This is a genomic window from Sphingomonas sp. NPDC079357, from assembly GCF_044901155.1.
Classification (GTDB): domain Bacteria; phylum Pseudomonadota; class Alphaproteobacteria; order Sphingomonadales; family Sphingomonadaceae; genus Sphingomonas.
Window position 1 is genome coordinate 46,173 of the sequence record NZ_JBJDOM010000001.1, and the last position, 14,349, is coordinate 60,521.

11 protein-coding genes are annotated in these 14,349 nt (G+C 63.2%); 5 read left to right on the forward strand and 6 right to left on the reverse strand.

Going from position 1 to position 14,349, the window contains the following annotated elements; all coding sequences use genetic code 11:
* Nucleotides 1-18: 18 nt before the first annotated feature.
* Nucleotides 19-285: a hypothetical protein gene (locus tag ACI2JO_RS00220; RefSeq protein WP_404718753.1), complete on the reverse strand. Its 267-nt coding sequence runs from the start codon at nt 283-285 to the stop codon at nt 19-21.
* Between the two features lie 332 nt (nt 286-617).
* On the reverse strand, nt 618-2,048 hold the full coding sequence (locus ACI2JO_RS00225) for an O-antigen ligase family protein (RefSeq protein WP_404718754.1): 1,431 nt from the start codon (nt 2,046-2,048) through the stop codon (nt 618-620).
* Between the two features lie 102 nt (nt 2,049-2,150).
* Between ACI2JO_RS00225 and ACI2JO_RS00230 the strand changes: the two genes are divergently transcribed.
* From ACI2JO_RS00230 to ACI2JO_RS00240, 3 genes are all read left to right on the forward strand, one after another.
* Nucleotides 2,151-3,278, forward strand: coding sequence for an acyltransferase family protein (locus tag ACI2JO_RS00230; protein WP_404718755.1), 1,128 nt, complete (start codon nt 2,151-2,153; stop codon nt 3,276-3,278).
* Nucleotides 3,279-3,390: 112 nt separating this feature from the next.
* On the forward strand, nt 3,391-5,196 hold the full coding sequence (locus ACI2JO_RS00235) for an NPCBM/NEW2 domain-containing protein (RefSeq protein ID WP_404718756.1): 1,806 nt from the start codon (nt 3,391-3,393) through the stop codon (nt 5,194-5,196).
* Between the two features lie 131 nt (nt 5,197-5,327).
* Entirely contained in the window at nt 5,328-6,419 is a 1,092-nt protein-coding gene (locus ACI2JO_RS00240; protein ID WP_404718757.1) for an ABC transporter ATP-binding protein, read from the forward strand.
* Here the strand turns inward: ACI2JO_RS00240 and ACI2JO_RS00245 are convergent.
* The 3 genes from ACI2JO_RS00245 to ACI2JO_RS00255 are packed head-to-tail and all read right to left on the reverse strand — an operon-like array spanning nt 6,416 to nt 9,416.
* Nucleotides 6,416-7,273 carry a carbohydrate ABC transporter permease gene (locus ACI2JO_RS00245; RefSeq protein ID WP_404718758.1) on the reverse strand — a complete coding sequence of 286 codons (858 nt, stop codon included), beginning with the start codon at nt 7,271-7,273 and terminating at the stop codon, nt 6,416-6,418. The genes ACI2JO_RS00240 and ACI2JO_RS00245 overlap by 4 nt on opposite strands.
* Nucleotides 7,264-8,145 (reverse strand): carbohydrate ABC transporter permease, encoded by an 882-nt coding sequence (locus ACI2JO_RS00250; RefSeq protein ID WP_404718759.1) that lies wholly within the window; start codon nt 8,143-8,145, stop codon nt 7,264-7,266. Before ACI2JO_RS00250 ends, ACI2JO_RS00245 begins: the two co-directional genes overlap by 10 nt.
* A complete protein-coding gene (locus tag ACI2JO_RS00255; RefSeq protein WP_404718760.1) occupies nt 8,142-9,416 on the reverse strand; it encodes an extracellular solute-binding protein in 1,275 nt (424 codons plus the stop codon). The genes ACI2JO_RS00250 and ACI2JO_RS00255 overlap by 4 nt, the downstream gene beginning before the upstream one ends.
* Nucleotides 9,417-9,693: 277 nt before the next feature.
* Here ACI2JO_RS00255 and ACI2JO_RS00260 point away from each other — a divergent pair, with 277 nt between their 5' ends.
* Complete coding sequence (locus tag ACI2JO_RS00260) at nt 9,694-12,489, forward strand: TonB-dependent receptor domain-containing protein (protein WP_404718761.1); 2,796 nt, start codon at nt 9,694-9,696, stop codon at nt 12,487-12,489.
* Nucleotides 12,490-12,571: 82 nt separating this feature from the next.
* Entirely contained in the window at nt 12,572-13,417 is an 846-nt protein-coding gene (locus ACI2JO_RS00265) for a hydroxypyruvate isomerase family protein (protein WP_404718762.1), read from the forward strand.
* A gap of 16 nt (nt 13,418-13,433) precedes the next feature.
* Here ACI2JO_RS00265 and ACI2JO_RS00270 read toward each other — a convergent pair whose 3' ends face one another.
* Nucleotides 13,434-14,261 (reverse strand): DUF2490 domain-containing protein, encoded by an 828-nt coding sequence (locus tag ACI2JO_RS00270; RefSeq protein ID WP_404718763.1) that lies wholly within the window; start codon nt 14,259-14,261, stop codon nt 13,434-13,436.
* Nucleotides 14,262-14,349 lie beyond the last annotated feature (88 nt).

Genomic DNA, 14,349 nt, shown 5'->3' on the forward strand with positions numbered 1-14,349 from the left:
GACGGAGCGGCGGGGGCGCTATTCGCGCCGGCGGCCCGAGAAGATCGGCTCGATCGCGACCAGTGCGAAAACACGCGCGATCGGCGCGTCGCGGCTGGTGGCCGGCGTGAAGCGTGCTGCAGCTGGCCGCGTGCCCAAAAGCCGTGTGCCGGCGGACGTCGCGATGGACTCGATCTGCTGCGCCACCGCCTGCGCGACCTGCGGCTGACGCACGCTGCCGACAACGCCGGTCAGCGCCGAAAGGAGTGCGGAAAAGAACAGCAGCAGATTCACGGCGATGGACATAGGATGAGGCAGCGCTCACGTCCACCGCCTCAACGTCTCAATTGTCCCAAGGCAATGGGCGATAGGGAATGGAGGTCGATTGCGGCACGAAATCCTGGCGCGACGCGAATCCGGGACAGCCGGATCGATCGTAGACGGGTAGCAGCGTACATGGACTCTCGAACGCCCCCTCGGCCCTGTAACGCCGGTCCTTGATCGCCCGCCGGCCATCCCGCCTCCCCCTGATCGCTGCTAGGCTCGGTACAGGTGGCGGGTATATGACCCGAGACGATCGGGGGCCGCGTCACGGGGCAAGACCTCTGCCGATCGGCTTCGCCCGCCCGACCAGGATTTCAGGAAGCCATCCCCTGCCCTGCTTCCAGCTCGGCCCCCTCACGCACCTGCCGCTCGGCGGTGCGCTTGGCGCGCCGCGCCGCGTCGGCATCCGCGCTGACTTGCTCGGCGATCCCCATGCCAAGCCCGAGATACAGGAACATGAGATATTGCACCGGGTAGATGACGAAGGCCCATTCGTATTTCAGATGCAATCCGGCGGTCAGCAGCGACATGCCGATCCCCAGCAAATACTCGCCTCGCCTGTCTTTGCGGTTTTTGAAAGCGGTCCGCATAATCTTCAGGATGCCGCCGCCGATGAAGACCATCAGCAGGATCACGCTGACCATCCCGGTTTCGGCGGTGACAAGCAGATAGCTGTCATGCACGTTCGTCGAGCGGCTTCCCGAGGTGGCATTAACGCCCGCGCGCGAAGCGTAATTGCCGATGTTGCTGATCACCACATAGCAATTTGCCCCGACGCCGGCCGGGTAATCCCGGATCATCATCCACGCCGCCGCCTTGAAGGCTTCGCGCTCGGCATTACTGCTTTCGACGTTGTTCGAATGTGCGCGCTTGCTGATCGTGGTGATCGCGATCGGCGCAACCACCAGCGCGGCAACGCCCGCCAGGCCGAACAACTGCGCCTTGCGCGACGTCCACCGCCACTTGCTCGAGACCAGCAGCAGCGCGGCCATGCCTGCCGCGCCGAAGGCCAGCGTGGCGCGTGAGGCGGTGAGAACGTCGATGACGAGTGCCATGATCGGACCGGTCTTCGCTGACCAGCCACGCACATTCGCCAAGGCCAGCGCCAACGCCGGAATGGCGATGAGATTGGTCATCAGCCCAAGCAGATTTTGCGCGCCCAACGTTCCGGTTGCCTGCAGCACGCCGGAAAAATGCTGCTGTACCGAATAGCCGAGCTGGATCACCAGCGCACAGACACCCCCGGCGACCACGGCCTTGAAGCTGTCCGGATGAGCGGCAAGCCGGCGTGCCGCCATGAACACGAGCAGCATCCTGATCAGCTGCGCCGTGTATCCAACCGCCGCCAGCTTGTCGATTGCCCAGGTCGCGGTTAGGGCGACGACGACAATATAGGCGATGAACAGCCACGGCAGCCGGCCGCGCGGCTTGCGTCGCGGCATTCCGATCAGGATCGCGATCGCCAACGCGTCGATGAACGAAACCTCGATGCCCTTGGTGTGACCGGGCCAATAAGGAAACGACACCGGCGCGACGTAAAGATGCAATAGTCCCAGCAGGAAAGGCAACGCGCCCATGGCGAAGCCGAACGCCGGCTGATAACGCGGCTGCCGCGCGTAGGAGGCAAGCGCGGGGCTCAGGCTCAGCAGGAGTAAGAGAAAAACCCACTTCAAGGCGACGCATCTCCGACATTGGGGCGGAGCCTTTGCGGAACGGCCTGGGCCGCGTCCGCCGTCGTCCGGCACCGTGGATGGCCGATACAGGGCCGCAATCGTGATTCAATCTAAAAGTTCACCGTATCTTCAACGAAGATAATCGATGGGGATGAAATGCAGACTCTCCGGTTAATGAACAGTGACGATCGCCTCCCCATCGCGACGCAGCAGCCATCCGATCACTTCGCCCTTCTGCAGATCCTGCGCGGGGTTGCCGCGTTGTGGGTAGTATTCTTCCACATGTATACGTTGCGGCTCATCCAGCCATTTTACGATGAACTCCCAGCGATTCTTCAGAGGTTGGTGTTCGATTACGGGCGCGGAGGGGTCGCCGTCTTCTTCGTGCTCAGCGGTTTCGTCATCACGCACAGCCTGTGGAACAAGCCCGTGGATGGCCGGTACGCTCGCGGGTTCATGATGCGACGGATTATCCGCCTCGACCCGGCCTACTGGGCGTCGATCGCAGTGGCCTATGCGTCAGCGGCGATCATCGCGGCGGCACATGGCAATGTTTTCGAGGGACCAACGTTGCGCATGCTGATCCTGCACTTCTTCTACCTGCAGGAGCTTATTCCCACCGAGCAGATTCAGTACGTCTACTGGACCCTGACTTATGAGGTTCAATTCTACCTGCTGACACTGCTCGGCGCCTGGGCATGGTGCCGCGCGCGCGGTCGCATGACGGGCTGGCGCCGCGCGGTTCTGGCCATCCCGACCATTTTCGTCGCTACAGCGATCGTCTCAGCGATGGGCGATCACGACGTCACCATTCATGGCCTGTTCCTCAATTACTGGTTTGCCTTCGTCATGGGAGGTCTGGCGTATGTCGCGGGATGGCGTCGTGGCGGGTGGCTGTCGCTCGCGTCGCTCGCCATCCTGATCATGATCACGCTGGCGCGGGCGCCGCTCACCGAACAGGTCTTCAACACGCCCGCAGCGTTCACCGCGATCCTGCTCTATGCCGGTGCGCGCTTCAATTTCCTGCGGATCGGCGCGTCCAGTACGATCCTCAACGGCCTCGGAAAGATCTCCTATTCGCTTTACCTGGTCCATGTGCCAATCATGATGATCAGCGGCGGCTTGGTCACGCGCATGGCCGATAACGGCACGCCGAGCCATGTTCTGCAATTCGCAATTCAGACTGCGCTGTGCGTGAGCGGTGCGACGTTGTTTTGGTTCTTCATCGAAGCTCCAACGCATCGGCTGGCGCAGCGGTATGGGCGATCGAGGCAATCGGCCCAGCAACCGCAACCGGCCTGAGGGACATGATCTTCAAAGGGCTGGCCACTGGTCGTGCGGATCGTATACGAACACCTCATTGCTAGACGGATGCCTTCGCACCCGTCGGGACGATGTGCAGAGAGGATTGCGCGTGACGATCGGCGCTCATATTCGGCGGCTGGGGCTGAACATTACGGGTGCGGCCCTGTTGGTGGCAACACCCGCCGCGCAGGCTGAGGCACAGTCCGCCGCAACGCCGCCGATGGGCTGGAACCCTTACAACGTCTTCGACCTGAATTACGGTGAAGCGGAGGTGATGGCGCAGGCCGATCTGCTGGTATCACTGGGGCTTGCGCGCCTCGGCTACGTCCATGTCAATGTCGACGACGGCTGGTGGCTGCGGCGCGAAGACGACACGATCCGCGTACGCACCACCATCTATCCGTCGGCAGCCTTGCCCGACGGCAGCACCAGCCTGCGACCGTTCGTGGATCGCCTGCACGCAATGGGGCTTAAAGCCGGCATCTACACTGACATCGGGCTGAATACCTGCTCGCAGCGCTGGCGTCCCCGCACTCCCAACCTTCCCGAAGGCACGGTGCGACAGCGTGAGGTCGGCACCTATGGCCATCATGCACAGGACGCCGCGCTGCTCTTCGCCAGATGGGGATTCGACTTCATCAAGGTCGATGCCTGCGGCGCGGCCGATTACGGCGCGGACGTGAAGGAAGTCCGGGACGGCACGTTCCGCGCCTTTACGCCGCTGATCGTGCGCGAGCGACCGCAACGGTCCGACGCCGCGGAACTGGCGCGGCAATATGCCAGCTTCGCCGATGCGGCGCGGCGCGGCGCATCGGGACGGTCGCCCCTTATCTCGATCTGCGCCTGGGGGCAGGCGGACGTCAATGACTGGGCCCGCCGCTATGGACAGATGTCGCGCACCAGCTTCGACATCGCCCCGACCTGGGACGCGATGCTGTTCAATTTCGACAGCGCAGCGTCACGTGCGCTATTCGCCGGACCAGGCCACTGGAACGATCCCGACATGCTGGAGGTCGGCAATGGCGCCTTCGACGGCGCTCACCTGACTGCGGCGCGCGCGCATATGAGCCTGTGGGCGGTGCTCGCCGCGCCGTTGATCCTCGGCAACGATCTGCGCCGAATGACCCCGGAGATCGCCGCGATCATCAGCAATCGCGAGGTAATCGCGATCGATCAGGATCCTGCGGGCCACCAGGGCGTCGTCGTGTCGCGCGACGGCGACGGGCAGGTTGTTGCCAAAGCGCTGGCTACGACGGGTCACAAGGCAGTCGCGCTGATCAATCGCGGCACCAACCCACTGACGCTGTCGGTCGAGCTCGCCGACCTCGGCCTGTCCGCAACCGCCCCCACGACGGCACGTGACGTGTGGAGCGGCGAGACGCGCGCCGTGCGCAACGGCCGGATCAGCGTGAGCCTGAAGCCGCAGGAAACCGCCTTGTTGCGGGTGGAGGGTCGCCCGGCAGAGGACAATGTCGACCGCCCCGCCGACCTTCCGGCGCGCTTCGACGTTGCCGACGCAGGATACAAGGCACCCGATCGCACCCCGGCGCGACAATGGGTGCTGGCGCAGATCGGCTTTCGCCCCGATGGCCAACCGCTGATGCTTGATGGCGTGCAGGATCATGCCGGCCTGGGTGTCACCGCGGGATCGCGGATCCGTATCGATCTTGCCGGACGCTACGATCGCGTGTCGGTCGATCCGCGAATGCCGGGGAAAGCGAACGGGACTTATCTGATCCGGGTCGACGGGCGTATGCTGGCGGAAGGCGTCGCGTCCCCGCAGGCCCATCCGATCGTGCTCCACGTTCGCGATGCGCGGCAACTCGAGCTAATTGCGCCGCCACCGTCGGGCGGCAACACGCAATTCGCCTGGCACAACCTTCGGCTCACCCGACGCGTCACCACCCGATCGTGACCGTCGCTATTGCTATCATCAGGTAAATGGTCGTCTTTACGGTCGCCACGCGTCGACTTGCCCCCCATGATCGTTATGAAACGGTGCCGTGTCGCGCGTCGGCATCGGCGCACCGGCGGTCCCGGCGTTCGATGGGGGTTCATCAGGTGGCAGATGTCGTCATCAGCGATGTGAGCAAGCGTTTCGGGACGGTTACAGCGCTGGCCCCGAGTGATCTGACAATCGCGGATGGCGAATTCGTTGCCATCGTCGGACCATCCGGTTGTGGCAAGTCGACCTTGCTTCGCCTTATCGCAGGGCTTGAGGAGCCGAGCACCGGGCGCATTTCGATCGACGGTCGCGATGTCACCCACGCCGCCCCGGCAGATCGCGGACTGGCGATGGTGTTTCAATCCTATGCGCTCTATCCGCACCTGACCGTCGCCGAGAACATCGCCTTTCCGCTCCGCGTCGCCCGGACACCACGCGCCGAGGTGACGAAGCGTGTGGCGGACGTAGCAGAAACGCTGGGTCTGACAGCGTTTCTGTCGCGGCGCCCCAAGGCTTTGTCGGGTGGACAGCGACAACGCGTGTCGATCGCGCGCGCCATCGTCCGCGAACCCAAAGTGCTCCTGCTCGACGAGCCATTGTCCAATCTGGATGTCGACCTGCGTGTCCGGATGCGACATGAATTCGCCCGGCTCCACGCACAGCTCGCTGCGACGATGATCTACGTCACCCACGATCAGGTCGAGGCGATGACGCTTGCCAACCGCATCGTCGTGATGAACGCCGGCCGGATAGAGCAGGTCGGTGCACCATTGGCGCTGTACGACACTCCGGCGACATTGGCAGTGGCGCGCGCGATTGGATCGCCGCGCATGAACCTGCTGGCGGGCACGATCGCGACGGACGGGCCAGGTGGCGCCGGCGTACGCCTGACGACCGGCGAGACCGTGCCTGTCCGGGTTCAGGGCGAAGCAGGCGAGCCGGTGACGCTCGGTATCCGGCCCGAGCATCTGGTGCCCGACGACGACGGTCCTCTCGCGGGGAAGGTCGAGCTGTTCGAGCGGCTGGGGCCGCTGTCGTTCGCGCATCTTGGATCGCCTGGGCTCGGAACGACGATTGTCGCGCAGTTGCCGGGTGATCGCCATATCACGCTCGGACAAACGCTCCGCTTTCGCGGTTTATCGCAGCGACTGCATGTCTTCGGGGAGGACGGCCACGCGCGCGTAACGGGCTAGCCCTTGATACTGCCACCCAGCAGGCCGCCGATATAATAGCGCTGGAGCGAGAGAAACAGCATCAGCACGGGCAGCGTCGTCACCACCGCCGCCGCCATCATCAACTCGCCATCAGCGGCATGTTCGCGCGAGATCGCCGCGACCGCGACCGGTAGTGTATAATGGTGCTGGTCGGACAGAACGATCAGCGGCCACAGGAAATCGTTCCAGCTGCCCAGAAACATGAACAGCGCGAGCGTCACCGTGACCGGCATCAGCAGCGGCAGCACGATCGACACGAAGATTCGCAGTTCCCCTGCGCCGTCGAGCCGTGCAGCGTCGATCATTTCGTCGGGAATGCCGAGCGTGGCCTGCCGGACGAACAACACCGCGAAAATGCTCGCCAGGCTAGGCAGGATCACCCCGGCATAGCTGTCGATCAAACCAAGCTCACGAAAGATCAGGAACAACGGCAGCATCGCCACCTGCCCCGGCACGACGAGGCTGGCGATCAGCACCTTCAGCAGACGTTCGCGCCCCCGGAACCGCAGCTTGGCGAAGGCGTAGCCCGCCGGAACCGTCAGCAGCAATCCGAGTAGCGTCGAGATCGTCGCGATGAGCAGGCTGTTCCCCATGGCAGGAAGGATGCGGTAATCGAACCATGCCCCGTCATATTGCCGCCGCATCAGCAATTCGTGGTAGTTTTCCAGCGTCCATCGACGCGGCCAGAACGGCGGCGGATAGCGGCTCGAGTCATAGCGCGGCATGAACGACACCGTCACCATCCAGACGAACGGCACCAATGTGCCGCACGTCACCAGCGCAACGGCCAAGTTGAGAATGATCGCGCGGAGGCGGCGGGGCGTCACAGCCATTCGTAGCGCCGCCCGATGCGGGCCTGCACCAGCGTCAACGAGAGGATGAGCAACAGCAGCACGAACGCGACCGTCGACGCCTGACCGAGGTTCCACCATTTGAAGCCTTCGTCGAACATGAAGTAGAGGATTGTCACCGTCGACTGCGAGGGGCCGCCCAGCGTCATCACATAGGGCTCCGCGAAAAGCTGCAGGAAGCCAGCGACGCTCAGCACGGCGGCGAGCAACAGGGTCGGCCCGATCGCCGGCAAGGTCACATGGCGGAACCGCGTCCACGCCCCCGCCCCGTCGAGCCGCGCGGCTTCCATCAGATCCTGCGGCACCGCGGCGAGTGCGGCGGTAAAGACGATCATATTGTAGCCGAAGACCTTCCACGTCACAAACAACAGGATCGCCGGTATCGACCAGCGCGGGTCGCCGAGCCAGTCGACCGGCGCAATGCCGATTTGCGCCAGCAGCCAGTTCAGCAAGCCGAAGCGCGTATTGAGCAGAAAGCGCCATACCACGGCGGTGGCGACGATCCCGGTGACGTAGGGAGCGAAGAGCGCCACCCGCCACAATGGTTTCCAACGTATTGTAGCATCGTTGAGCAACAGTGCCGTAAACAGCGACGTCCCGATCGCCATCGGCACGCCCAGTGCGGCGAAGATCACGGTATTCCGGAGCGCCCGCCAGAACAGGGGCGTGCCAAGCAGATCACCGAAATTGCCGAGGCCGACGAAGCGCAGGTTCGACCAGTCCGCCAGCGCATAGATGCTGTAGTCGGTGACGCTCAACCCGAGCGCGAGCAGGGTCGGTAGCACGAACACCAGCGCGATCACCGCCAGCACCGGGGCGGCGAAGAGCCAGGCCGAGCGCTCCTGCCGGCTCACGCGATCTTTCCCGCCGCGACCAGCCGCCGGCGTTGCGCCAGCAGTACGTCGACACGCCTGTCCATCGCTTCGAGCCCTTCATCGACCGTCATCTCGTTACGCACAACTCGCTCGGCGATGATCTGCACCTCCAGCCGGATGCGCTCCCATTCGACGATCGCCGGCTGAAGTGCCGGTTGCTCGATCTGTTCGGCGAAGGGGCGCAACACCGGATCGGCAAGCTGCGGGCTGTTCCATGCGCTCCGGCGCGCCGGCAGGACGCCGATCATCCGCTGAAATCGCAACTCGCTAGCCACCGAGGTCAGGTGACGCGCCAGCGCCCAGGCGGCCGCCGGCCGGTCGGTCGTCGCCGAGACCGCGATACTGTTGTTGATCGTCGAGACGGCCGCGGGCCCTTTCGGGCCCGGCATCCGCGACACGCCCCACTGATCCGGCGCGATTTCACGCGCGCGGCGGTGAAGATCGGTCAGCAGCGTCGCCCCGTTGGGATAGATGGCGAACCACCCTTGCGCAAATGCCGCCAGCGGGTCCTGCAATTCGTTCGAGGCGATGCGCGGCGCATAACCGTCTGCGAATAACGACACGTAGAAGGCCAGCGCGCTGCGATAAGCCGGGGTGCGAAAATTGCCGCGCGTATCGTTGGCGGTGAGCGGGTAAGCTCCGCCCTGCCCGGCGAAGGTCGTCAGCGTGTCCCACCAGTTGAGGAACAGCAACATCGTGTAGCGATCGGGGTGGCGGCGCTTGAGCTTGGCTCCCAGATCGCGCCAGCCATCCCAGCTGGTCGGCGCTTCGTCATACCCCACCTCGCCCAACAGATCGCGGCGATAGAATTGCACCTGGCTCCCCACCGACCACGGCATCGCATAACTACGACCCTCGTAGGTGAGCGGTCGCATCACATCGGGGAATGTGTCGCGGCCGAGTTCGGAGTGCGGCAATGAAGCGAGCGCGCCGATCATTGCGAACTCGCGAACCCATCCGGCCGGTAGCATCATTACATCCGGCAATGATCCGCCAGCACGCGCGGTCAGAAATTTCTCATGGGCGGCGGTTCCGGGCAACGACTGCGTTTCGACCGCGATCCCCGTCCGGGCTGTAAACGCCGTCATCAGATGTGGCGCATAGTCCCCCTCATAGCCGGTCGCCCAGAACGTCAGCGCACTCGGGTCGCGGCGCGGGATGCAGGCGGGCAACAGAGCAGTGATGCCGACCGATGCCATCGCACGCAGCGCGCGTCGTCGCGTCCATCTCTCCCCGACGTCATCGTCCATCCCTGAGCGTTGTGACAGCGCGTTCAGCCCGCGAACAGCGGAAAACGCCTTTTAGCTATCTATATCGATGATTTAAATTATTCCTTGGAGCGGCGAGCCTGCTCATTCGTATGAAGCATCGAGAAAGGCGCAGTCTGTCGAACTGGCCGCTCAGGGTGGAGGGGGACAGAACGACATGACGAAGATCACCATCGGCGCGCTCCTGGCGTGCACCTCACTGGCTTCGGTGTCAGTCTCAGCTCAAACGGCGTCCACCGCAACGCCCGAAACCGCATCAATGCAAGCTGACGACCAGCCCTCCGATATCGTCGTAACCGGCTCGCGCATCAGGCGCCCCGACTATGAGGCGCCCAACCCCCTCATTTCCAGCGATGCCGCAGAGATCCGTCAATCAGGCAACACCAACCTGACCAACTTCCTGGTGCGCGTCCCGGCGCTGGTCAATTCGCGTGACAGCACGCGTGCCGGTGGTGGCGACGCGGTGTCGAGCGCGCAGTTCGGCCAGACTGGGCTGAACCAGCTCAACCTCCGAAATCTCGGTGCCAATCGGACGCTGACGCTGGTTGACGGTCGCCGCCACGTTGCGGCCGAGGCAAGCAATGCCGCGGTGGACATCAATGCCATCCCGACGGATCTGATCAGCCGGGTCGACGTGCTGACCGGAGCGGTATCGGCGATCTATGGCGCGGATGGCGTCACGGGCGTCGTCAATTTCGTACTTCGTCGCGACTTCGACGGCGTCGCAGCGCGCGCGCAGATGGGGGTGTCGCAATATGGCGATGGTGCGACCCGCTTCGCCTCGGTTATTGCCGGTCGAAATTTCGCGGACGGACGCGGCAACGTCACCCTGGCCTATGAATATAGTGCCGAAGAACGCATCCCGTACGAAGCGCGAGCGTATCTTCGTCAAGGCAACCGCCGCTTTCTGGTCCCTAACCCCGCCGATCAGCCAGACGATCCCAACGTTCCCGATCAGATCCTGGCCGGGAACCTTCATTATACCTATGTTTCACCGCTCGGCGCGATCTTTGTGGGCGGTGAATCAAATCCCAGTTTTGACGGGCTGGGCCGGCCCTATGACCCCGGCACACCGATCGCTTATTACTGGCAGGGTGGCGTCAGCACCGACGTGCCCGGTTTCTACCAGGGAGATCTGGCGCCGGGCATCGAGCGCCATCTGGTCAACCTGTTGTCGTCGTTCGAGGTGTCAGACGCACTGAAGCTATCGTTTGACGCGAAATACGCGCGCTCCGATGCGACGACCTTCGGACAATATCCGGAAACCTATTATCTGCCGATCGCGCTCGACAATCCGTTCGTGCCGCAGGCCATTCGTGCGGCCGCAGGCGCTGCGGGCGCGGACGGTCTGTTCTTCAACCGGCACAACATCGACTTCGGCCGGCTGGGTGAGAACGATTTGAGACAAACCTATCGCGGTGTGCTCGCGGCTACCGGGCGCCTGTCCGATCACGCGACTTATGATGCGTATTATCAGTACGGCCGCACCGACCTGCGCATCACCCGGCTCGGCAGCCGGCTGGCCGAGCCATATCTGGAAGCGCTCGATGCGGTTTCGGGTCCGAATGGAAGCGTGGTCTGCCGCTCGACGTTAACCAGCCCCGCGAATGGCTGCCTGCCGATCAATCCATTTGGCGCCGGTTCGACAACCCCTGCGCAGCTCGCCTATTTCCAGCGAAACGACCAGAGCTTTGCCCGGATCGACCAACATGTGGCCAGCGCCTCGATCAGCGGTGACTTCGGCCAATTCTTCAAGCTGCCCGGCGGGCCGGTGCAATTCTCGTTCGGTGGCGAGTACCGACGCGAAAGCAGCCGGTTCGATCCCAACGCCAATCTTGTCGCCGGCGCCTATTTCGGCAGTGACGAGCCTGCCGTGGTCCTGCCCAGCCGCGGCAGCTTCGACGTGTGGGAAGCCTTCGGCGAGCTGAATGTGCCGATCGTGCGCGAACGTCCCTTCGCCGAACTGCTGTCGGTCGGCGCCGCGGGGCGCTACTCGCGATACTCGACGGTTGGCAGCACGCAAACGTGGCAGTTCACGGGCATTTACGCGCCGATCCGCGACGTCTCATTTCGTGGCTCTTATGGGCAGGCGGTGCGTGCACCCAATATCGGTGAATTGTTCCAGCCGCGCAGTACCTCGCAAGGCTTTCTTGACGACCCCTGCACCGCCCGATCGATCGGCAATGGCACGCAATTCCGCGAGGCGAACTGCCGCGCACAGCTCGCCGCGGCCGGTCGCAATACCTTGCTCGGCGAGAGCGACACCGGTTTCGTCATCAATGGCGTCTCGCAGGGCAATTTGAGCCTTCGCCCTGAACGAGCCCGCACCTGGACGGCGGGTATCGTGCTACGCCCACGATTTTTGCCGGGGCTGACGGCGTCGGCTGACTGGTATGACATCACGTTGAAGGACGCGATCAACACCGTGCAGGCCGGCGACCTCATCAACCTGTGCGTTGATCAACCGACGCTCGACAACCCCTTCTGCCAGTCCTTCACCCGCGCGTCGGGAACCGCTCGGATCAACGGCTTCACCGTCACCCCGCAGAACGTCGCGAGCTTCCGCACTGCCGGGCTCGATCTCAACATCGCCTACCACCTGCCGACCGATCATCTCGGCACGTTCGACCTGCGCCTGATCGGCGGGTATCTGAACCGCCTGTCGTTCATCGCGATTCCGGGAGCACCGGAGACCAACAATCTCGATACGATCGGTGCGCCGCAATGGAATGCGAACCTAGCGCCGAGCTGGACGCTTGGTCGCGTCGCGGTGAATTACAACCTTCGCTGGTTCAACGCTGTGCGCGCGTTCACCCGCAACGAAACAGCCGCCAACCCCGACATCGCCGCCGCGGAATATCTTCGCTACTCCCCGCTGTGGCAGCACGATCTCCAGATCGCCTATCAGGTTCCGGACGGCTTTGGCTTCTACGGCGGCATCACCAACCTTACCGATCAGAAACCGGATCCCGCCGCCTATTTCACCAACACGCCGATTTCGCCGCTGGGCCGCTTCTTCTACATTGGGGCGCGGATCGGGCTTACGGGGAGATGAGTATATCGTCGGCCGGGGTAATGCGATTTTACGGTCGCAATCCTCTTGCCGCGCCCGACATCTGCCGTATCGTGCGGCTATGATGACCCGTCGCCAAATCGTCGCCTCTACGCTCGCCCTCTCCGCCACGGCCGGATCGTCGGGGATCGCCGCCGCCCCGCCGCGGACCGGACGACTGAAACAGTCGGTGAGCCGCTGGTGCTATCAGAACATCCCGCTCGACAAATTGTGCGCGGCAGCGGCGGGGATGGGGTTGCAGGGCATCGATCTGCTACAGCCCGACGAATATGATGTGCCGCGTCGTTACGGGCTGCGCTGCACGATGGGTTATGCCGCCGACGTCATGACGATCCCCAACGGGCTGAACCGGCGGGAGAACCATGATGCGATCGAAAAGGCGTTCCGCGTCGGCATCCCCCAGGCAGCCAAGGCGGGCGTGCCGAACGTCATCGCCTTTTCGGGCAATCGCAAGGGGATGTCCGACGAGGAGGGCGCCGCCAATGCGGTAATCGGCCTCAATCGCGTCAAGCGGATCGCCGAGGATCATGACGTCACGATCTGCATCGAACTACTCAACAGCAAGGTCGATCATGCCGACTATATGGCCGACCACACCGCCTGGGGCGTGCGCGTTGCCAAGGAAGTCAACTCGCCACGCGTCAAGCTGCTGTACGACATCTATCACATGCAGATCATGGAAGGCGACCTGATCGCGACGATCAGGAAGAACATCCAGTGGCTTGGCCATTTCCATACCGGCGGGGTGCCTGGCCGCCACAATCTTGACGCGACGCAGGAAGTGAACTGGAGTGCGGTGGCGCGCAGTGTCGCCGATCTCGGTTTCGAAGGCTATTTCGCGCATGAATTCGTGCCGGTCGGCGATCCGTTGACCGCGCTGGCGCAGGCGGTTCGCACCTGCACCGTGTGATTGCCGGTGCGACGCCTTAGTCGTGCAAGATCGGGCCGATCGCGTTGATCGTCAGCTGCAGGCTCAGCGCATGTTCCATTACCGGCCGCGCGCCGGCGCGGCCGAAGCGGAATTGGTTGAGATAGCCGATATCCAGCATCGCCTTGCGCGCTATGAACGGCACCGTAATGCCCAGCATGTTACGCATACGCTCATAACCCGATCGTTGACCCCAACGGGTCGAATTTGGCAGCAAAAAGCTTTCGTGTGAGGCGAAGAAAACGAGCTTCTTGCTCGCCAGCGGAAAATTCCGACGCAGCAGCGGTCTGATCCGCACGCCAATCTCGGAGCCGCCGGGATTGAACCGCTCATCGACGCGGAAGCGGCCGAACAAATTTCCGCGGGTAACGACCACCTGCTGGCGTAGGCGATTTTCATGGACTGACGGGCCAGTCGCCGTGAACAGCCCGACCCGGCGATAACCCAAACCGAATTCAACGGTCTTGCTGGTCTTCCAGCCGAGCAACGCGCCATATTCCGTCTGACTGATGCCGTCGGCGCGATCGCCCCAACGTCCGATCTGCTCAAGCGTGATCCGGGCTTCAGGCGTCAACGGCACGTTGACATTGACCTGTTCCCAGAACTGTTCGTCCTCGACCTGCGCCGCTGCGGGTGCCGCAAACAATAACGCACTGGCAAGACATACTGCGCAACGCACGATCGACACGAATATTCCCCCGGCAACGCTTTGCGCCGCTATAGCAAGACCGAAGGATTTGGCTATCCGTCGAGAGGCGTGATGCACTTGATCAGCTTGCCGAAACTCCGGTTTTTTAACTGATCGATAGTGGGTCAAGGCTTGCACGTAATCGCGCCTGGCCGTCGGGCGTCCTAATAAAAAACGGTCATTTCTGCCCGCGCCGGCGAGCGCGAGCCTCAGCTCGGGCGTGGAC

Excerpts from the sequence above, each read along its gene's own strand:
- ACI2JO_RS00255 (WP_404718760.1), bottom strand. The coding sequence starts at position 9,416 with ATGGACGATGACGTCGGGGAGAGATGGACGCGACGACGCGCGCTGCGT.
- ACI2JO_RS00230 (WP_404718755.1), top strand. The coding sequence starts at position 2,151 with ATGAACAGTGACGATCGCCTCCCCATCGCGACGCAGCAGCCATCCGAT.
- ACI2JO_RS00265 (WP_404718762.1), top strand. The coding sequence starts at position 12,572 with ATGACCCGTCGCCAAATCGTCGCCTCTACGCTCGCCCTCTCCGCCACG.
- ACI2JO_RS00245 (WP_404718758.1), bottom strand. The coding sequence starts at position 7,273 with ATGGCTGTGACGCCCCGCCGCCTCCGCGCGATCATTCTCAACTTGGCC.
- ACI2JO_RS00220 (WP_404718753.1), bottom strand. The coding sequence starts at position 285 with ATGTCCATCGCCGTGAATCTGCTGCTGTTCTTTTCCGCACTCCTTTCG.
- ACI2JO_RS00260 (WP_404718761.1), top strand. The coding sequence starts at position 9,694 with ATGCAAGCTGACGACCAGCCCTCCGATATCGTCGTAACCGGCTCGCGC.
- ACI2JO_RS00240 (WP_404718757.1), top strand. The coding sequence starts at position 5,328 with ATGGGGGTTCATCAGGTGGCAGATGTCGTCATCAGCGATGTGAGCAAG.